Origin of the sequence: Pseudomonas sp. COR18 (genome assembly GCF_048568395.1) — a bacterium.
GTDB lineage: Bacteria > Pseudomonadota > Gammaproteobacteria > Pseudomonadales > Pseudomonadaceae > Aquipseudomonas > Aquipseudomonas fuscovaginae_B.
In genome coordinates this window covers 686,677-705,235 of the sequence record NZ_CP183808.1, presented here as the reverse complement: position 1 = coordinate 705,235, position 18,559 = coordinate 686,677, and the positions used below count along the sequence as shown (strand labels likewise).

The following is an 18,559-nucleotide window of genomic DNA, read 5'->3' as shown; positions in this document are numbered from 1 at the left end:
CGAGCGCATAGTCGCTAAAAGATTAAAAAGTACTTTGCTTATTCCAGCTTCTTGAACAACGCATTGCCGCAACGGGAGCAGAAGGCCGCCGCGGGTTCATGGCTGTCCTTGCGACACACCGGGCACGCATGCTTGAGCTGTTCGCCGCGCAGGGCCGTGGCCAGTTCGGCGGTGAAGATCCCGGTGGGCACGGCGATGATCGAGTAACCGGTGATCATCACCAGCGACGAAATGATCTGCCCCAGCACGGTCCTGGGCACGATATCGCCATAGCCGACCGTGGTCAGGGTGACGATCGCCCAGTAGATGCCCTTGGGGATGCTGGTGAAGCCGTGCTCGGGGCCTTCGATCACATACATCAGGGTACCGAACACGGTCACCAGGGTGCACACGCCGAACAGGAACACCAGGATCTTCTGCTTGCTGCCGCGCAGCGCGTCGAGCAGGTAGTGGGCCTGCCTGAGATAGGGTGCGAGCTTGAGCACGCGGAAGATCCGCAGCATGCGGATGATGCGGATGATCAGCAGGTACTGCGCATCGCTGTAGTACAGCGCGAGGATCCCCGGCACGATCGCCAGCAGGTCGACCAGCCCATAGAAGCTGAAGGCATAGCGCAGCGGCCGTGGCGAGCAGTAGAGGCGCACCAGGTACTCGGCGGCGAAGATCAGCGTGAAGCCCCATTCGATCCCGGCGAGGAGGCCGGCGTAGTTCTGGTGGATGTTCTCGATGCTGTCCAGGACCACCGTCACCAGGCTGGCGAGGATGATCAGCAGAAGGATCTTGTCGAAGCGCCTGCCGGCGACGGTATCGGTTTGAAAAATCATGACGTAGAGCCGTTGGCGCCAGTCGTTGTTGCTGTTCATGAGGTGTTGCCCAAGTGGTCGATGCCGCAAGGGTGGGGCAAGGGCGGGCAATCCGCAAGCCGGGACCGGCGTGGGTGCGTTACCGCGCACTACGGCGGCCCCAGGCCTTGCGTGCCGTCCCGGCTGTCGCCGTTTTCACAGGGGCGGACGCCGCATCCGCGCCACGGCCCGGCTCAGCCAGCAGGCGAGGATGAACGGTGCGGTCAGTGGCGACAGGCCCAGGCTGGCGAGGGCCGGTGTCAGCAGGATCGCCAGGAGCATGCCGCCCAGTGCCAGCCAGGGGCGGCGCTGCAATGGGCTCAGGGCCAGTCCGGCGAGGGCGGCGTTGTAGCCGTTCAGTCCCGCCAGGGCCGGGCTGGCTTCGCTGCAAAGGCCGAACACCAGTCCCATGCCACTGCCGAGCACTGCCCACAGCGCCGCCCGCCGGTTGGCCAGCAGCAAACCGGTCAGTATCAGGCCGCCTGCCAGTGGCTCGTCGAGGAACATGATCTGCCCGAAACCCTTGGAGATCGCTTGCAGCAGCCTGGGCAGATCCGCTTCGGCCGGGGCTGCCTCTGGCGCAAGGTGCGTGCTGAACGCCAGCAGTGTCCAGCCGAGCAGGACAAAGGGCGCGGTATAGGTCGGCAGGCTCCTCGGCCAGTGGCGCACGAGTATCGCGCTCAGGCCGCCGGCGGCGATGATCAGCAGCGGCAACAGCGGTGACCAGGGGAGATGCAGGCCGATCAGCAGGCCCAGCAGGACGCCGTTGTAGCTGTACAGGCCGGCCTGGCGTTCGGCCTTGGGATAGCCACGGCGCTGGGCCGTGATCAGGCCGGCGAGACCACCGAGCAGGGCGCCGCCGAGCAGGCCCGGGGCGCCGCAGAGGATTGCCAGCAGGCAGAACAGGCCGCAGAGCGGATGGCGCTGGAGGACGATCTGACTGAAACCGTTGAACAGGGCGGTGGCCCAGTCGGGGCAGTCGCAGGTGGCCGGGCCGAGGGTGGCGAGGATTTTGACTTTCTTGTCAGGCGTCATGTGCAGTGCGCTCCTGGCTCGCGCTGTCGAGAATCAGGATGGCGCGCAGGTCGTTGACGTTTGTTCGGGTCGGCTCGGTGACGACCAGCGCGTCCAGCGCGGCGAAGGCCGTGGCAAACAACTGACGCAGGAATTCTTGCGGATCGACCGACATGGCGGGCTCCCGGATTTATTGTTATGTAATGGCGGGCAAGATTCTTCTAGGGACCGAATGCTGTCGAGGCTCACCCCTGTGGGGGCCGGACTCATCCGCGAAGCGGGTGGCGCTTGTTCGCGGATAAATCCTGCTCCCACAGAAGCAGGCGTTTCACAGGTGCAGGTTCCGAGCGGGAAACGGGAGTTACTGGTCGCGGATCGAGAAGTTGGCCATATGCTCCAGCCCTTGATCAGCGCCGAGTGGTCCCATTCGCTGCCACCGATGGCCGCACAGGTGCTGAACACCTGCTGGGCGTTGGCGGTGTTGGGCAGGTTGATACCCAGCTCGCGGGCGCCGGCCAGGGCCAGGTTGAGGTCCTTCTGGTGCAGGTTGATACGAAAGCCCGGGTTGAAGGTGCCCTTGATCATGCGTTCGCCATGGACTTCGAGAATCTTCGACGAGGCGAAGCCGCCCATCAGCGCTTCACGCACCTTGGCCGGGTCGGCACCGTTCTTCGCCGCGAACAGCAGTGCCTCGGCCACTGCCTGGATGTTCAGGGCGACGATGATCTGGTTCGCCACCTTGGCGGTCTGGCCATCGCCGTTGGCGCCGACCAGGGTGATGTTCCTGCCCATGTTCTGGAACAGTGGCAGAGCGCGGGCAAAGGCCTGGCTGTCGCCGCCGACCATGATGCTCAGGGTCGCGGCCTTGGCTCCGACCTCGCCACCCGACACCGGAGCATCCAGGTACTGCGCGCCTTTTTCGTTGATCTTCGCGGCGAAGGCCTTGGTGGCGCTGGGCGAGATCGAGCTCATGTCGATGACGATCTTGCCCGGGCCGGCGCCGGCGGCAATCCCGTCGGCACGAAACAGCACGTCTTCCACCTGCGGGGTGTCGGGCACCATGACGATGATGAACTCGGCCTCCTGGGCCACTTCCCGGGGGTTGGCCAGGGCCACCGCACCGGCTGCGACCAGGTCGGCCGGAGCGCTGGCGTGGTGCTGGGAAAGGAACAGGCTGTGGCCTGCCTTCTGCAGGTTCGAAGCCATGGGGTGGCCCATGATGCCGGTGCCGATGAAACCGATTTTAGCCATGAGAAAATCCTCTTGTTACCTGTGCCAAAGGAGGGGAAGCGTTCAGATCGCGTTGTGGCTCTTCAGCCAGCCGAGGCTCGCCTCGGTGGTGGTCAGCGGCTTGTATTCGCAGCCGACCCAGCCCTGGTAGCCGATGCGGTCCAGGTGTTCGAACAGGAAGCGGTAATTGATCTCGCCGGTGCCGGGCTCGTTGCGGCCCGGGTTGTCGGCGAGCTGGACGTGATTGATTTCGCCCAGGTGATTGCTCAGGGTCCGGGCCAGGTCTCCTTCCATGACCTGCATGTGGTAGATGTCGTATTGCAGGAACAGGTTGGCGCTGCCGACCTGTTCGCGAATCGACAGGGCCTGGGCCGTGGTGTTGAGGTAGAAACCGGGAATGTCGCGGGTGTTGATCGCTTCCATCACCAGCCGGATGCCGGCGGCCTGGAGCTTGTCCGCGGCGTACCTGAGGTTCTCGACCAGGGTCTTCTCCAGGAAGGCTTCGTCGAAACCCTGTGGGCGAATCCCGGCCAGGCAGTTGATCTGGCTGTTGCCGAGCACCTGGGCGTAGTCGATGGCCAGGTCGACACCGCCGCGGAATTCCTCGACGCGATCCGGGTGGCAGGCGATGCCGCGCTCACCCTTGGTCCAATCGCCGGCGGGCAGGTTGAACAGCACCTGGGTCAGGCCGTGGGCGTCGAGTTGCGCCTTGATCTCGGCGGAACTGAAATCGTAGGGGAACAGGTATTCCACGCCGCTGAAGCCGGCATCGGCGGCGGCCTTGAAGCGGGCGAGGAAGTCCTGTTCGGTGAACAGCATGGACAGGTTGGCGGCAAAACGTGGCATGGCGGTCTCCGGTGTTGATACGGCGGGTTGCTGGCTACTCAGGCGGTGTAGGAGCGGGCTTGCCCGCGAAGAGGGCCGCGGGCCTTCAGGCGCTTCGCGGGCAACCGAGCGTCGGCCGGCCGCTCCCACATTCACAGAGGAGTCAGTCGAGCAGCGCGATGGCGGTCGGCGCATCGTTGCCGACCAGGGCCAGGTCCTCGAACTCGTTGATGGCGTTGATCTCGGTGCCCATGGAAATGTTGGTGACGCGCTCGAGGATGATTTCGACCACCACCGGTACCCTGAACTCCTCGATCAGTTCCCGGGCCTGGCGCAGTGCCGGCTGGATCTGGTCCGGCTCGAACACGCGCAGCGCCTTGCAGCCCAGGCCCTCGGCCACGGCCACGTGGTCGACGCCATAACCGTTCAGTTGCGGCGCGTTCAGGTTGTCGAAGGACAACTGCACGCAGTAGTCCATGTCGAAGCCGCGCTGGGCCTGGCGGATCAGCCCCAGGTAGGAGTTGTTCACCACCACGTGGATGTACGGCAGCTTGAACTGTGCACCCACCGCCAGCTCTTCGATCATGAACTGGAAGTCGTAGTCGCCCGACAGCGCCACCACCTTGCGCTGCGGATCGGCCTTGACCACCCCGAGCGCGGCCGGAATGGTCCAGCCCAGTGGGCCGGCCTGGCCGCAGTTGATCCAGTGGCGCGGCTTGTAGACGTGGAGGAACTGCGCACCGGCGATCTGCGACAGGCCAATGGTGCTGACGTAGCAGGTGTCCTTGTCGAACGCCAGGTTCATCTCCTCGTAGACACGTTGCGGCTTGACCGGCACGTTGTCGAAGTGGGTCTTGCGCTGCAGGGTGGCCTTGCGCTGCTGGCAATCCTTGAGCCAGGCGCTGCGGTTCCTCAGCTTGCCGGCGGCCTGCCATTCGCGGGCCACGTCGATGAAAACGGTCAGGGCCGAGGCCGCGTCGGAGACGATGCCCAGGTCGGGGGTGAATACCCGGCCGATTTGGGTCGGCTCGATATCGACATGGATGAACTTGCGGCCTTCGGTGTAGACCTCCACCGAGCCGGTGTGGCGGTTGGCCCAGCGGTTGCCGATGCCCAGCACCAGGTCGGACTTGAGCAGAGTGGCGTTGCCGTAGCGGTGCGAGGTCTGCAGGCCGACCATGCCGACCATCAGCGGGTGATCGTCGGGCAGGCTGCCCCAGCCCATCAGGGTCGGGATCACCGGGATGCCGGTCAGCTCGGCGAACTCCACCAGCAGTTCGCTGGCGTCGGCGTTGATGATCCCCCGCCGGCCACCAGCAGTGGCCGTTCGGCCTGGTCGAGCAGGGCCAGAGCCTTCTCGGCCTGGATCCGCGTGGCGCCGGGCTTGACCAGCGGCAGCGGCTGGTAGGCGTCGATGTCGAATTCGATTTCGGCCATCTGCACGTCGAAGGGCAGGTCGATCAGCACCGGGCCGGGGCGGCCCGAACGCATTTCGTAAAAGGCTTTCTGGAAGGCATAGGGCACCTGGCCCGGCTCCAGCACGGTGGTCGCCCACTTGGTCACCGGCTTGACGATGCTGGTGATGTCCACGGCCTGGAAGTCTTCCTTGTGCAGGCGGGCACGGGGCGCCTGGCCGGTAATGCAGAGGATCGGGATCGAGTCGGCGCTGGCGCTGTACAGGCCGGTGACCATGTCGGTGCCGGCTGGGCCCGAGGTGCCGATGCACACGCCGATGTTGCCGGCCTTGGTGCGGGTATAGCCCTCGGCCATGTGCGAGGCACCTTCAACGTGGCGCGCGAGGACGTGATCGATGCCGCCGACTTTCTGTAGTGCCGAGTACAGCGGGTTGATGGCGGCGCCGGGAATGCCGAAGGCGGTGTCGACCCCTTCGCGGCGCATCACCCACACGGCAGCTTCGATTGCTCTCATTTTGCTCATTGTTTTGTGCCTCTTAGGTTTTGTAATTGTATACAAGTGACTTTTCATCGAGTGTATTCACGGCCAATGGCGCAGGTCAATTCATTTTCTTGAATCGGCGTGGCATTCGTCCGGATCACAAAAAACGCGGAGCTTGCGACATTTTGTCAGTGATTTGAATTTTTTGTATACAAAAACATATTTTATTGTGTTCTATTTGTGATGCGGAATTGCTCCCGCGCGGAGCGCCAAAGACTTTCCAAAACAATGAGGACGGCACCCATGAGCGCTTTAACCCTGAAAGTCGCAGTCAGCCTGGCCGGTCAGGCGATCGCTGCGGGACGGATGATGTGCGCGGCGCCGCTGACCATTGCGGTACTCGATGGTGGCGGGCATCTGGTGACTTTGCAGCGGGAGGACGGAGCCAGTCTGTTGCGGCCGCAGATCGCCATCGGCAAGGCCTGGGGCGCGATCGCCCTGGGCAAGGGCTCGCGTCTGCTGGCGCTGGATGCGCAGCAGCGGCCGGCGTTCATCGCCGCCTTGAACGGGTTGGGGCAGGGCAGTGTGGTACCGGCGCCGGGTGGGGTGCTGATCCGCGATCAGGCCGGGCAGGTGGTGGGGGCAATCGGCATCAGTGGCGATACGTCGGATATCGACGAGCAGTGCGCGATCAGTGCGATCGAGGCATTGGGGCTGACGGCGGATGCGGGGGTATCAGCCTGATTCAGGTGAGCGCCTTTTCGCGGGCAAGCCCTGCTCCTACAGGAAACGTGTGCACACAAATCTGCTGTTCGCCCCGTACTGTAGGCGCGTGGCTTGCCCGCGAAAGGGGCGCCTCGTTTTACTGGTCGAGCTCGCATCCCTTGAGCACCAGCCGCACGATGGTCTGCGTCGCCGCTTCATAGTCGGCGTCATCGAGCTTGGCCTTGCCGGTGATCGCCGAGATCTGCCAGTCGAAGTCGGCATAGGTCTGGGTCGCGGCCCAGATGGTGAACATCAGGTGGTTGGGATCGACCGGGGCGATCTGGCCGCGGTCGATCCAGCTCTGGATACACTCGATGTTGTGCCGGGCCTGGGCGTTGAGCTGTTCGACCAGGTCGGGGCTCAGGTGCGGAGCGCCGTGCATGATCTCGCTGGCGAACACCTTGGACGCCGCCGGCAGATCGCGGGAGATGCGGATCTTCGAACGGATGTAGCCGGCCAGCACCTCGCCCGGCACGCCGTCGGGATTGAACGGCGTCGAGGCCTGCAGGATCGGTTCGATGATGCTTTCCAGCACCTCGCGGTAGAGATTGTCCTTGGACTTGAAGTAGTAGTAGACGTTGGGCTTGGGCAGGCCGGCCCGGGCGGCGATGTCGCTGGTCTTGGTGGCGGCGAACCCCTTGTCGGCGAACTCTTCACTGGCTGCGCGCAGGATCAGTTCTTTGTTGCGTTCGCGGATGGTGCTCATAAAGCGGGTCATTCCTTGCCTGTCCGGGCGGTTGGGCATGGTAGCACCGGGTCTGCGGCAGGCCAAGATTGCCTGCCCGCGCGCCCGCCAAGGCAGGCGAGGCGGGCATGGCAGGTGGTTTTTCTTCACCCGGCCGCCCGTTTCGGCGGCTCTCGGCAATGGCGGCTCTACAGCACCAGGCGCGGCAGCCAGAGCGACAGCGCCGGGATGTAGGTCACGGCCATCAGCACCAGGAACAGCACGCCGTAGAACGGCAGCAGTGCGGTCACGGTCTTCTCGATGCTGACCTTGCCCACCGCCGAGCCGACGAACAGCACCGCGCCCACCGGCGGGGTGATCAGGCCGATCCCCAGGTTCACCAGCATGATCATGCCGAAGTGCACCGGGTCGACGCCGATGCCGAGAATCACCGGCATCAGGATCGGCGTGAGGATCAGGATCAGCGGCGCCATGTCCATCACCGTGCCGAGCAACAGCAGCATGGCGTTGATGCACATCAGGATCACGTAGCGGTTGTCCGACAGGGTCAGGAACAGCGTGGTGATCTTCGCCGGGATCTGCATCAGGGTCATGATGTAGCCGAAGCTGGCGGCGAAGCCGATCAGGATCATCACGATGGAGATGGTTCGCACGGTGCGATGCATCAGCTTGGGCAGCTCGCGCCACTGGTAGTCGCGGTAGATGAACATGGTTACGAAGAATGACCAGAGCACCGCAATCGCCGCCGACTCGGTCGCGGTGAACACCCCGAGAGAATCCCGCCGAGAATGATCACCATGGCCATCAGGCCCCATAGCGCATCGGCGCAGATCTTCAGGGCCTGGCGCAGGGGAATGACTTCGCCCTTGGGGTAGTCGCGCTTTTTCGCGAAGATCAGGCACAGCACCATCAGGCAGGCGCTCATCAGCAGGCCCGGCACCACCCCGGCCATGAACAGCGAGGCGATGGACACCGTGCCGCCGGCCGCCAGCGAGTAGAGCACCGAGTTGTGGCTGGGTGGGGTCAGCAGGGCCTGGACCGAGCCGCTGACCGTGACTGCGGTGGAGAAGTCGCGCGGGTAGCCGCGGCGCTCCATCTCCGGAATCAGCACCGAGCCGACCGAGGCGGTGTCGGCCACCGACGAACCGGAAATCGCCCCGAAGAAGGTCGAGGCCATGATGTTCACCAGGGACAGGCCGCCGCGGACGAAACCCACCAGCACCCCGGCGAACGCCACCAGCCGCCGCGACATGCCGCCCTCGGCCATGATCGCGCCGGCGAGGACGAAGAACGGAATCGCCATCAGCGAGAACTTGTTCACGCCGCCGGCGACCTGGATCATCAGGGCCTGGAACGGGATGTCGATCCACCAGGCGCCGATCAGCGCCGAGAGCCCGAGGGCGTAGGCCACCGGCATGCCGATGAGGATCAGCAGGATAAAACTGCCCAACAGGATCACGGCGTCCATTCACACGGCTCCTTCGTTTTCTTCGACCAGGTCGAAACGCACCACGCGGCGCTGGCTCTGGTCGCCCAGCAGGAGTTTTTCCAGGACGAACACCAGGGTCAGGCAACCGCCCACGGGGATCGGCATGTAGCTGATGCCGACCCGCAAGGTCGGCAGTGCGCTCATGAACTGGTTCCAGGTCGAGGCGCAGAGCTTGGCGCCCCAGACGGTCATGAACAGGCAGATGGTCGCCATCAGTACCTGCGCGACCAGCGCGGCAGCCGAGCGCAGGGCAGGGTTCAGGCGGTCGGTCAGCATGGCCACGGCCATGTGCGCGCCGGCGCGGTAGCTGGAGGCTGCGCCGATGAAGGTGAACACCATCATCAGCAGGATCGCGGTGGGCTCCGGCCAACTGGAGCCGGTGCCGAGGACATAGCGGGCGAAGATGCCCCAGGGGATGATCAGGCTGATGGCGAGGATCGCCAGGCCCGCGACCCAGACACAGGCCATGTAGAGCCGATCGTTGATCAGCAGCACGAGATTCTTCATCGGATTTCACCGTTACCCGCCGGTCCGCGCTGGGCGCGCATGGCGGCGGGCCTTCCATGTGGGTGGGGGCGTTACTCGACCGCTTCGATGCGGCTCATCAGCTCGGCGTAGGGGGCGCCGTATTTCTGGCGGATCGGGGCGGTGGCCTCGTAGAAGGGTTTCCTGTCGACTTCGACGAACTCGACGCCGGCGGCCTTGAGCTTCTCTTCGCTGCTGGCGGACTTGGCATCCCACAGGGCACGCTGTTCCAGCTGCGCCTGGCGGGCGGCCTGGCGGACCAGGGTCTGCTGTTCGGGGGTGAGCTTCTCCCAAGTGCTTTTGGAGATCACCAGCGGTTCCGGGAGGATCAGGTGACCGGTCAGGGCGTAGTATTTGGCGTTCTGGTAGTGGTTGTGTTCGAGCAGGGTCGGCGGGTTGTTTTCCGCGCCATCGATGACCCCGGTCTGCAGGGCGCTGAAGATTTCGCCGGTGTCCATGGCGATGCCGTTGCCGCCCATGGCGTTGATGGTTTCGATGAACAGCGGGTTGCCCTGTACGCGAATATTCATGCCCTTGAGGTCGGCCAGGCTGCGTACCGGTTTCTTGGTGTAGAGGTTGCGGGTGCCGCCATCCATCCAGGCCAGGGCCACCAGGTTGAATTCGGACTGGGTGATCTTGTCGAGGATCTCCTGGCCGATCTCGCCGTCGATGATCTTGCGCATGTGCGCCTGGTCACGGAACACGAAGGGCATGTTGAACACGTTCACGTCCGGCACTACCGGGCCGACGATGCCGAGGCTGACCCGGGCCATCTGGATCGCGCCGATCTGGGTCTGCTCGACCACTTCCTTTTCCGAGCCGAGCACGCCGCCGGAGAACATCTTGAAGGTCAGTTGGCCGTTGCTCTGCCGGGCCAGTGCCTTGCCCATGTTTTCCTCGGCGACCACGGTGGGGTAGCCGGCCGGGTGAACGTCGGCGAACTTGATTTCCAGGGCCTGGGCCAGGTGGCTGAAACCGAAGGCGAGGGGGAGTGCGGCGACAAGAAGCTTGCGTCTGAAGTCCATGGGGCAATTCTCCGTCTTGTTGTTATTGTCTGGCTGCTTCGTTCAAAACTCGCTGCAGGCGCCGCTGGGCGCCGGGAATCAGGCGTTGAAAAAAGGTTCCTCCAGGCCTTGGACGCCGGGCCGCAGGGCGAACACGCCGCCGGCCAGGGGCTGGTCGTGCAGATCGCCGCCGGGGCGGATCGAGGTGACGAACAAGGTGCCCAGGTCGCGACCGCCGAAGGCGCACATGGCCGGCTTTTTCACGGGCACCGCGAGGGAGCGGTCGAGGCGACCTTCAGGCGTGAAGCGATGGATCAGGCCGTCGTCATTGCCGCAGATCCAGTAGCAACCGTCGACATCCATGGCGGCGCCGTCGGGGCGTCCCGGATGTTGCCGCATGTCGACGAACAGTCGGCGGTTGTAGGGCGTGCCGCTGTCCGGGTCGTAGTCGAAGGCCCAGATCGATTGCACGCCGGGGTGTGAGTCGGACAGGTACATCGTCCTGCCCTCCGGGCTGAACGCCAGGCCATTGGGCACGATCAGCCCGTCCAGTTGTGCCACCAGCGGTGCTGTCTGCCCAGCCTCGTAGCGATACAGCGCACCGGCGGGGCGGCCAAGGCCCATGTCCATCACCATGGTGCCGGCCCAGAAGCGGCCCTGGCGGTCGCAGCGGCCATCGTTGAAGCGCATGTTGGGAAGGGCATGGGGAACTGCCGTGAGCCGCTGGCTGTGCAGGCGTTCTTCGGTGCCCACCTGCAGGCGGAACAGGCCGCTTTCCAGGCCGGCGATCCAGCTGCCGTCGCGGCTGCGGGCGATGCAGGCGAGCATTTCCGGCGCTTGCCAACTGCGGGTCTGCCGACTGTCGGCGCTCCAGCGGTGCAGGCGGCGGGCGGGGATGTCGACCCAGTAGAGGGCCTGTTCGTGCACGCTCCACACCGGGCTTTCCCCGGTGGCGTTGCGGGCGTCGAGAATCAGTTCAGCGTCCATGGCGGTTCCCTTGCCGGAAGATGGGGGCTTGCTCAGTCGCCGAAGGGACCGGCTGCGACGAAGGCGCCGCCCTGGTAGATCAGCGTCGGGTCGTCCGCCGGCGGTGCCGGCTGGGTCTCGATCTCGGCGCGGAACGGCTCGGAGCTGTCCCTGGGCTGGTAGCCGAGGTGGGCGGCGAGGTGGTTGTCCCACCAGATGGAGCGGTTGGCGGAGACACCGTAGACCACGGTGTGGCCGACGTTCGGGGTATACAGGGCGCGTTCGAGCAGTTGGGTCAGGTCGTCGAAGCTCAGCCAACTGCTGAGCATGCGGCGGTTCTGCGGCTGGGCGAACGACGAGCCGATGCGGATGCTGACGGTCTCGATGCCGTAGCGATCGAAATAGAAGCTGGCCATGTCCTCGCCGTAGGACTTGGAGAGCCCGTAGTAGCTGTCCGGGCGATGCGGGGCGCGGGCGTCGAGGGTCTCGCTCTGCTTGTAGAAGCCGATCACATGGTTGGAACTGGCGAAGATCACGCGCTTGACGCCGTGGCGGCGGGCGGCTTCGTAGATGTGGAAGACGCCGCAGATGTTGGCGCCGAGGATCTCCTCGAAGGAGCGCTCCACCGAGACGCCGCCGAAGTGCAGGATCGCGTCCACGCCTTCGACCAGATGATGTACCGCCTGCTTGTCGGAGAGATCGCAGGGATGGACTTCCTCGCGGTCGTCGATGGCCGGAGCCATTTCGGCGATATCGGAAAGGCGCAGGATACGGGCGTAGGGGCGCAGGCTCTCGCGCAGTACCTTGCCCAGGCCACCGGCCGCGCCGGTGAGCAGAAGACGGTTGAAGGGCGGCGGGGTCGGTGTCGCTGGGGTCATGGCGAGGCCCTGGTCGGAGGTTTATTGTTGTGCTGTCGTCCGTTGTCGTACGACATTTTTCTGGATTATCGTCAGCGCGAAACGGCTTTGTCAATGTAATGGGGTGAGTGATTCGTCGTGATTGCCGGTCGTAGATTTTGCAAGATGTTTCGAGTTCAGGGGGCGAGGTTTCCCCATGTCTGGGTTTTCATTCATGACCCTTGTGGGAGGCGGCCGGGCGGCGCTCCCACAGGTCATGCATTCACAATGACTACCGCTGCTACAGCAGCGAAATCGGATAACTGATGAACAGGCGGTTCTCGTCGAACTCGTTGGTGCTGTAGTCCCTGCGGATGCTCGAGTTGCGCCAGCGGATGTTCAGGTTGCGCAAGGTGCCGCTCTGGACGGTGTAGCCCAGTTCCGACTCACGCCCCCATTCCTTGCCGTCGGTGACCGCGCCGACATGCACGTTGTCACCGCTGATGTAGCGGTTCATCAGGGTCAGCCCCGGAATTCCCAGCGCGGCGAAGTTGTAGTCATGGCGCAACTGCCAGGACTTTTCCTGCGCATTGTCATAGCTGCTGTTGTAGCTGTCGTTGGCCAGGGTGCCGCCGCTGGTGCCGTTGACCCGCATCCAGGCGCTGTCGCCGGTGAGCTTCTGCAGGCCGACGTAGAAGGTGTTGCCGCCGTACTTGGCCGAGAACAAGCCCGACCAGGTTCTGTTCTCCAGGTCGCCGGCCAGCGCGCTGCCGTCTTCCTTGCCGTAGAAGAAACCGAGGTTGGCCCCCAGGGTCCAGTCGCCCAGTGGCTGGCTGTGTACCAGATTGACGTACTGCTGGCTGTAGATGTCCTTCAGTTGGGCATTCCAGAGGCCGATCAGGGTGCGCTTGTCGTTGAAGGTGTATTCGCCGCCGGCGAAGTTGAAGCGGTCGGAGGTGAAGGCGGCTTTGCCCTGCATGTACATGTCGGTCATGCTCGAATCGTTGCGCGGGCTGTTCTTCTGGAACTGGCCGCCGTACAGCGTCAGGCCGTCGATCTCCTTCGAGGTGACCTGGCCGCCGCGGAAGGTCTGCGGCAGCGAGCGGCCGTCGTCGGAACGGAGGATCGGCAGCACCGGCATCCATTCGCCGACCTTCAGCTCGGTTTTGGAAATCCGTGCCTTGAACGCCACGTCCAGGCGGCCGAAGTTGTCCGCCGGGCGCCCGTCACGGTCCAGCGGCAGCAGTTGCGTGCCGCCGGTGCCTTTGCCGCCGTCGAGCTTCTGGGAAAAGGTGCCGAGCACGTCGACGCCGAAACCGACGGTGCCCTGGGTGAAGCCGGAGCGGGCGTCGAGGATGAAGTTCTGCGTCCATTCCTCGCCCTTGCCCTGGGGGTAGGCCGGGTTGGTGAAGTTGCGGTTGAAGTAGGCGTTGCGCAGATTCAGGTTGGCGCTGGCATCGTCGACGAAACCCTCGGCACAGGCCAGGGAGGGTAGGGTCAGGGCGAGGCTTGCAGTGCCGGACAGTAACAGCGATCGGGAGGGGCGCATCATCATGAGGGTGAAGCTCCTGCGGTTTTTATTGTTATTGGTGTTATACGTCGTCGTACAACATTAAGCGGATTATCAACAGCTGAAAAACGCCTTGTCAACGTGCAGGCAGGCCGGGAAACAGGGGGAAGCCACAAGGAAGTGCGGGCAACCTGGCTTGGAGGCTTGAGTTGGAGCTGTCGGGCTCGACGGGAGAGGGGGCGGTACTTTTTGCGGTTGTGCGATGGCGTCCGGGGCAATGCCGTAAACGGGGAGCCCGGCGGGCTCCCGTTCTGCCTCAGAAGTGGTACTTGACCAGCAGGCTCGCGGTGTCCTGGTTGGTCTTGAATGCACCGGAATCCTCGATGCCGTACTTGTTCTTCCAGTAGTCGTACTCGATACCCACATACAACTGCTTGGCGCTCCAGTGCAGAGCCTTGCCCAGGTCGTACTTGATCTGCGGGTTGAAGTGCAGGTTGGCGTGGTAGGTGCCGCGTGAGGTCTGGTCGTTGTCGACCACCCAGTCCATGAAACCGTCGATCAGCACATTGGAGTCACCCACCGGGATGGTGTAGGACCAGACCGGCGTGATCTGCCAGACGTTGTCGCCAGGGCGGTTGCCTTCGGTCTGGCGCTGATAGAAGTTCAACTGGAAGTAGTCGAAACCGGGGATCGCCAGGTCAAAGCCCGGGCCGAACAGGTAGGATTCGCTGTCGCCTTCGCCGAACTCGTAGGTCAGTGCCAGCAGCACGTCCTTGATCGGGCCGAATTCCAGCTTCTGGTCGAGCATCTTGCCGAACGACAGGCGTGGGCTGAACTCGCCGTAGTAGGTGTTGGGGCCGACATTGCCGTCGGCCTTGCCGTTGTAGAAGATCCGATCTAGGAAGAAGAAGTTGTCGCCATATTTCCAGGCGTCGGCGTGCTCGAAGGTGACGGTCTGCTGGATCTGCGGGTTGACCGCGAAATTCTTGCCCCACAGGTAGGTCAGGCTGTTGTTCTGCCACTGCAGCAGGTCGTCGGCCACGGCGGCACCGGTCGACAGCAGGGTCGCCGCGAGCATCAGGCTCGTGCAAGTACGTTTCATCTGGTTGCTCCCAAAGTTAAGAAGTTCGACGTCGAAGTCGTCCGGCGCTCTGGTGTGGCGCCTTTTTTCGGCTGTAAACGAGAGGGCGCGCAGGATACAGAGGCACGCCGGTGCTCTCAAGCCCGCGCGACAGAGCGTCGCCGGGCTGGGCGACAGGTTTCAGGCTGGCACCGGGGCAGCCTGTCGCGTGCCGCCCCGGTCATTCAGTGCGGGTGCACGTGCCCACTGAGGGCGGCCCGTTCGGCTCCGCCGAGGACGTTGAACAGCAGGTTCAGGGTGACGGCGCTGAGGGTCGCCATGGCGATCCCGCTGTGGGTGATCGGCCCCATCCACTGCGGCAGGTGCGCGAAGAACTCCGGACGGACCACGGGGATCAGGCCCATGCCGATGCTCACGGCCACCAGCAACTGGTTGCGGCGGTCGGAGATGTCGGCCTCCTGGAGAATCTTGATCCCGGTGGCGGCGACCATGCCGAACATGGCGATGGCTGCGCCGCCGAGGACTGCCGGTGGAATCGAGGCCACCAGGAAGGCCGCCTTGGGCAGCAGGCTGAGGACGATCAGCAAGCCGCCGGCGACCATGGTCACCGAACGGCAGCGCACGCCGGTCATCTGCACCAGGCCGATGTTCTGGGCGAACGAGGAATGGGTGAAGGTGTTGAAGAAACCGGCGAAGAACGAGGCGCCGGCATCGCACAGCAGGCCGCGGCGGAGCATCCGTGGGGTGACTTCCTGGCCGGTGATCTTGCCCAGGGCGAGGAACATGCCGGTGGACTCGACGAAGATGATCACCACCACCAGGCACATGGAGAGGATCGGCGCGAGGTGGAATTGCGGCAGGCCGAAATGCAGCGGCGTGACCACCTTGAGCCACGGTGCCTGGGCCAGGCCACTGAGGTCGACCATGCCGATCAGGCCGGACAGCACGTAGCCCAGGACCATGCCGATCAGCACCGAGATGTTCACCCAGAAACCGCGCATGAAGCGGTTGATCAGCAGGATGGTCGCCAGCACCAGGCCGGCGACCGTCAGGTAGATCGGCGAGCCGAACTGCGCCACGGCGCTGCCGCCACCAGCCCAGTTGACCGCCACGGGAAACAGCGAGAGGCCGATGGCGGTGATCACCGTGCCGGTGACCAGTGGCGGGAAGAAGCGCACCACCCTGGACATGAACGGTGCGATCAGCATGCCGAAGAAGCCCGCGGCGATGGTGGCGCCGAAGATCCCGGTCATGCCGATGCCGGGCATGCCGGCCATGGCCACCATGCTGCCGACGGCGGCGAAGCTGGCGCCCATCATCACCGGCATGCGAATGCCCAGCGGACCGATGCCGAAGGATTGCACCAGGGTGGCGATGCCGGCCACGAGCAGGTCGGCATTGATCAGAAAGGCGATTTCCTCACGACTCAGGCCGGCGGCCTGTCCGATGATCAGCGGTACGGCGACGGCCCCGCCATACATCAGCAGGACGTGTTGCAGGCCCACCAGCAGCAACTGCAACAGGGGCAGGCGGGCAAGGGCGGGTGCTTCGGGTATGCGCGGTTCGGATAGCTCGGACATGCAACACCTCGGATGTTTTTATTCTTGTGGTTCTGGCGCTGTGTGGTTGCCGACAGCGCTTGCTGTTGTCGGTAAGGCGGGCGTTTCACGGTGGGTCGCTGATCTCGAGGTCGCCCGCTGACCTGTGGGAGCGAGCTTGCTCGCGAAGTCCCTGGCGCCCTTGAGGGGCCTTTCGCGGGCAAGTCGGATCGCCGCATCGCCTGAGCCTGCAGGGGCCTGGTGCTCCTCAGGGGGTGTGTGCCCCCTGGTTGATCCAGGCGCCAATCAGGTCACGTTCCTGCTGGGTCATCTGGGTGATGTTGCCCAGGGGCATGATCTGGGTCGCGACGGCCTGGGCCTGGATACGCGGGGCCAGTTGCTGGATCTGTTGCGGGGTGTCGAACATGATCCCGGCCGGCGCGCTGCTGAACAGCGGGCTGGTGGGCTTGGCCGAATGACAGACCGCACAACGCTCCTGAATCACGCTGTGCACCTTGTCGAAGGCGACGGCATCAGCGGCTGGTGTCGCCGCCGTTGCGGGAGGGCTCGGTTCCACTGCCGGGGCCGGCTTGAGGCCACCGCCGAGGGCGGTTTCCGGCAAGGGCTGGTACTCGATCTTCGCCGGCGTCCTGGCGACTTCGGGGGCGCTCGGGTTCGATGCCGGGCCGGTGACGTAGGCCAGGCAGATCATGCCCAGCGCCGCGACCGGCAGGGTCCAGGCGAACTTCTGGCTGTTGTGCCGGGTGTTGAAGTAGTGCCGCACCAGTACCGCCAGCACCGCGATCCCTGCCAGGATCAGCCAGTTGTAAGGGCTGCCGTAGGTGCTCGGGAAGTGGTTGCTGATCATGATGAACAGCACTGGCAGGGTGAAGTAGTTGTTGTGGCGCGAGCGCAGCAGGCCCTTGGCCGGCAGGGCCGGGTCCGGCGTGCGGTTCTCGGCGATGGCCGCCACCAGCGCGCGCTGGGCCGGCATGATGATGCGGAACACGTTGCCGACCATGATGGTGCCGATGATCGCCCCGACGTGCAGGTAGGCTCCGCGTCCGCTGAACACCTTGCTCAGGCCGTAGGCCGCGGCGATCAGCAGGATGAACAGGATCAGGCCGAGCAGGGCCGGCCGCTTGCCCAGCGGCGAGTCGCAGAGAAAGTCATAGACGAACCAGCCGGCGACCAGTGCGCCGACGCCGATGGCAATGCCTTCGGCGCCACTCAGGCCGCTGCCGGGGGCGACCAGGTAGAGCAGGGGATTGGAGTAGAACACCACGCACAGCAGCGCGATGCCCGACATCCAGGTGAAGTAGGCTTCCCATTTGAACCAGTGCAGGTTCTCCGGCATGCTCGGCGGGGCCAGCTTGTACTTCTCCAGGTGGTAGATGCCGCCGCCGTGGATGGCCCACAGGTCGCCGGCCAGGCCGGTCCTGGGGTTGACCCGGTTGAGGTTGTTTTCCAGCCAGACGAAATAGAACGAAGCGCCGATCCAGGCGACGCCGGTGATCATGTGAACCCAGCGTACGCTCAGGTTCAGCCATTCCAACAGATGTGCTTCCACAGTCTTTACCTCTCTCCCGTCGCACTTTTTGCAGGGCGATCAGGCCTTTTCTTATTGGAGACGGTGTGAAAACGCAGCGAGCGATGGCAAGCCGGGGCGGTGTTCAGCGCAGCCTTGCCTGGCACAGGGTTTTCACTCCGTCCGCTGGTGGGGGGCGAGGATCAACTGCTCATCCTCTGTGAAAAAATGCTCGTCGCAGTTGTTACCGCTGCCACTGCGATCAACCACCAGGAAGTCATCCCGCTTTTCGATCGTCAGGACCGGATGGTGCCAGACGCCGCGATGGTAATTTATGCCCTGCCTGCCATTGGTGATGAAGGCGCGGACCAGACCTGATACAGGTGCATCGCCAAGTGGCGCGACCACGATCAGAAAGGGGTTGCCGAGCAGCGGAATGAAAGCCTGGCTGCCCAGCGGATGGCGTTCGAGCATGCGCACGGTCAGCGGCATGTCCAGCGCATCGGCGCGGAAGATGCTGATGATCGCCTTGTCGTCGGGCGTCGCGGTTTCCACCGTGGCCAGGCGATGAAAGCGCTGGGTCGAACCGTTGTTGATCATGAAGTGGTCGCTGCCGTCGGTTTCGATCACGTCACCGAAAGGGGCGAAGGCTTCTTTGGTCAGCGGTTCAATCGTCAGTGTGCGCATGCTGTTCTTCTGTTCTCTAATTCGTTGGTTCGTTACCGCACGGTCCCGCAGGAGCCGGCGATGCGGCGATCCGACTGGCCCGCGAAGCTTTTTCAGCGGCCTTGCGGGCCCATTCGCGGCGGTTCGGCGCTCCGACAA

The 18,559-nt window shown here is 64.1% G+C and carries 14 protein-coding genes and 4 pseudogenes; 1 reads left to right on the top strand and 17 read right to left on the bottom strand.

Annotated elements, in window-relative coordinates; genetic code table 11:
- Window positions 1–38: 38 nt before the first annotated feature.
- The 6 genes and pseudogenes from ACM62G_RS03180 to gcl form a co-directional block, all read right to left on the bottom strand.
- The gene (locus tag ACM62G_RS03180; protein WP_416772378.1) at window positions 39–863 is read right to left on the bottom strand and encodes an ion transporter; all 825 of its coding nucleotides are present in this window, start codon (window positions 861–863) and stop codon (window positions 39–41) included.
- Window positions 864–998: 135 nt separating this feature from the next.
- A complete protein-coding gene (locus ACM62G_RS03175) occupies window positions 999–1,877 on the bottom strand; it encodes an urea transporter (protein WP_419736675.1) in 879 nt (292 codons plus the stop codon).
- Window positions 1,867–1,983 (bottom strand): annotated as a pseudogene (locus tag ACM62G_RS03170) (hypothetical protein); the annotation flags it as partial. The pseudogene ACM62G_RS03170 and the gene ACM62G_RS03175, both read right to left, overlap by 11 nt.
- Window positions 1,984–2,217: 234 nt before the next feature.
- Window positions 2,218–3,107: pseudogene (locus ACM62G_RS03165) on the bottom strand (2-hydroxy-3-oxopropionate reductase).
- Between the two features lie 42 nt (window positions 3,108–3,149).
- Window positions 3,150–3,932 carry a hydroxypyruvate isomerase gene (gene hyi / locus ACM62G_RS03160; protein WP_419736674.1) on the bottom strand — a complete coding sequence of 261 codons (783 nt, stop codon included), beginning with the start codon at window positions 3,930–3,932 and terminating at the stop codon, window positions 3,150–3,152.
- Between the two features lie 142 nt (window positions 3,933–4,074).
- Window positions 4,075–5,849: pseudogene (gene gcl / locus ACM62G_RS03155) on the bottom strand (glyoxylate carboligase).
- Between the two features lie 261 nt (window positions 5,850–6,110).
- Here gcl and ACM62G_RS03150 point away from each other — a divergent pair.
- A complete protein-coding gene (locus ACM62G_RS03150; RefSeq protein WP_054059550.1) occupies window positions 6,111–6,551 on the top strand; it encodes a GlcG/HbpS family heme-binding protein in 441 nt (146 codons plus the stop codon).
- A gap of 118 nt (window positions 6,552–6,669) precedes the next feature.
- On the opposite strand, the gene ACM62G_RS03145 is transcribed toward ACM62G_RS03150, so the two are convergent.
- The 11 genes and pseudogenes from ACM62G_RS03145 to ACM62G_RS03095 all read right to left on the bottom strand — a co-directional run bounded on the left by ACM62G_RS03145 (window position 6,670) and on the right by ACM62G_RS03095 (window position 18,421).
- The gene (locus ACM62G_RS03145; RefSeq protein WP_419736673.1) at window positions 6,670–7,278 is read right to left on the bottom strand and encodes a TetR/AcrR family transcriptional regulator; all 609 of its coding nucleotides are present in this window, start codon (window positions 7,276–7,278) and stop codon (window positions 6,670–6,672) included.
- 167 nt (window positions 7,279–7,445) lie between these two features.
- Window positions 7,446–8,725 (bottom strand): annotated as a pseudogene (locus ACM62G_RS03140) (TRAP transporter large permease).
- Window positions 8,726–9,253 carry a TRAP transporter small permease gene (locus ACM62G_RS03135; RefSeq protein WP_054059547.1) on the bottom strand — a complete coding sequence of 176 codons (528 nt, stop codon included), beginning with the start codon at window positions 9,251–9,253 and terminating at the stop codon, window positions 8,726–8,728.
- Between the two features lie 71 nt (window positions 9,254–9,324).
- Complete coding sequence (locus tag ACM62G_RS03130) at window positions 9,325–10,296, bottom strand: TRAP transporter substrate-binding protein (protein ID WP_419736672.1); 972 nt, start codon at window positions 10,294–10,296, stop codon at window positions 9,325–9,327.
- Between the two features lie 78 nt (window positions 10,297–10,374).
- Window positions 10,375–11,262: an SMP-30/gluconolactonase/LRE family protein gene (locus tag ACM62G_RS03125; protein WP_419736671.1), complete on the bottom strand. Its 888-nt coding sequence runs from the start codon at window positions 11,260–11,262 to the stop codon at window positions 10,375–10,377.
- 32 nt (window positions 11,263–11,294) lie between these two features.
- Window positions 11,295–12,119 (bottom strand): NAD-dependent epimerase/dehydratase family protein, encoded by an 825-nt coding sequence (locus ACM62G_RS03120; protein WP_419736670.1) that lies wholly within the window; start codon window positions 12,117–12,119, stop codon window positions 11,295–11,297.
- 259 nt (window positions 12,120–12,378) lie between these two features.
- Window positions 12,379–13,632, bottom strand: coding sequence for an OprD family porin (locus ACM62G_RS03115; RefSeq protein ID WP_419736669.1), 1,254 nt, complete (start codon window positions 13,630–13,632; stop codon window positions 12,379–12,381).
- A 271-nt stretch (window positions 13,633–13,903) separates the two neighbouring features.
- Window positions 13,904–14,689 (bottom strand): outer membrane protein OmpK, encoded by a 786-nt coding sequence (locus tag ACM62G_RS03110; RefSeq protein ID WP_419736668.1) that lies wholly within the window; start codon window positions 14,687–14,689, stop codon window positions 13,904–13,906.
- A gap of 203 nt (window positions 14,690–14,892) precedes the next feature.
- Window positions 14,893–16,248, bottom strand: coding sequence for a nucleobase:cation symporter-2 family protein (locus ACM62G_RS03105; protein ID WP_054057799.1), 1,356 nt, complete (start codon window positions 16,246–16,248; stop codon window positions 14,893–14,895).
- Between the two features lie 226 nt (window positions 16,249–16,474).
- Window positions 16,475–17,776, bottom strand: a complete 1,302-nt coding sequence (locus ACM62G_RS03100) for a urate hydroxylase PuuD (RefSeq protein WP_273826102.1) — start codon at window positions 17,774–17,776, stop codon at window positions 16,475–16,477.
- Window positions 17,777–17,908: 132 nt separating this feature from the next.
- Window positions 17,909–18,421 carry an ureidoglycolate lyase gene (locus ACM62G_RS03095; protein WP_054057797.1) on the bottom strand — a complete coding sequence of 171 codons (513 nt, stop codon included), beginning with the start codon at window positions 18,419–18,421 and terminating at the stop codon, window positions 17,909–17,911.
- Window positions 18,422–18,559 lie beyond the last annotated feature (138 nt).

Excerpts from the sequence above, each read along its gene's own strand:
- ACM62G_RS03180 (WP_416772378.1), bottom strand. The coding sequence starts at position 863 with ATGAACAGCAACAACGACTGGCGCCAACGGCTCTACGTCATGATTTTT.
- ACM62G_RS03175 (WP_419736675.1), bottom strand. The coding sequence starts at position 1,877 with ATGACGCCTGACAAGAAAGTCAAAATCCTCGCCACCCTCGGCCCGGCC.
- hyi (WP_419736674.1), bottom strand. The coding sequence starts at position 3,932 with ATGCCACGTTTTGCCGCCAACCTGTCCATGCTGTTCACCGAACAGGAC.
- ACM62G_RS03150 (WP_054059550.1), top strand. The coding sequence starts at position 6,111 with ATGAGCGCTTTAACCCTGAAAGTCGCAGTCAGCCTGGCCGGTCAGGCG.
- ACM62G_RS03145 (WP_419736673.1), bottom strand. The coding sequence starts at position 7,278 with ATGAGCACCATCCGCGAACGCAACAAAGAACTGATCCTGCGCGCAGCC.
- ACM62G_RS03135 (WP_054059547.1), bottom strand. The coding sequence starts at position 9,253 with ATGAAGAATCTCGTGCTGCTGATCAACGATCGGCTCTACATGGCCTGT.
- ACM62G_RS03130 (WP_419736672.1), bottom strand. The coding sequence starts at position 10,296 with ATGGACTTCAGACGCAAGCTTCTTGTCGCCGCACTCCCCCTCGCCTTC.
- ACM62G_RS03125 (WP_419736671.1), bottom strand. The coding sequence starts at position 11,262 with ATGGACGCTGAACTGATTCTCGACGCCCGCAACGCCACCGGGGAAAGC.
- ACM62G_RS03120 (WP_419736670.1), bottom strand. The coding sequence starts at position 12,119 with ATGACCCCAGCGACACCGACCCCGCCGCCCTTCAACCGTCTTCTGCTC.
- ACM62G_RS03115 (WP_419736669.1), bottom strand. The coding sequence starts at position 13,632 with ATGATGATGCGCCCCTCCCGATCGCTGTTACTGTCCGGCACTGCAAGC.
- ACM62G_RS03110 (WP_419736668.1), bottom strand. The coding sequence starts at position 14,689 with ATGAAACGTACTTGCACGAGCCTGATGCTCGCGGCGACCCTGCTGTCG.
- ACM62G_RS03105 (WP_054057799.1), bottom strand. The coding sequence starts at position 16,248 with ATGTCCGAGCTATCCGAACCGCGCATACCCGAAGCACCCGCCCTTGCC.
- ACM62G_RS03095 (WP_054057797.1), bottom strand. The coding sequence starts at position 18,421 with ATGCGCACACTGACGATTGAACCGCTGACCAAAGAAGCCTTCGCCCCT.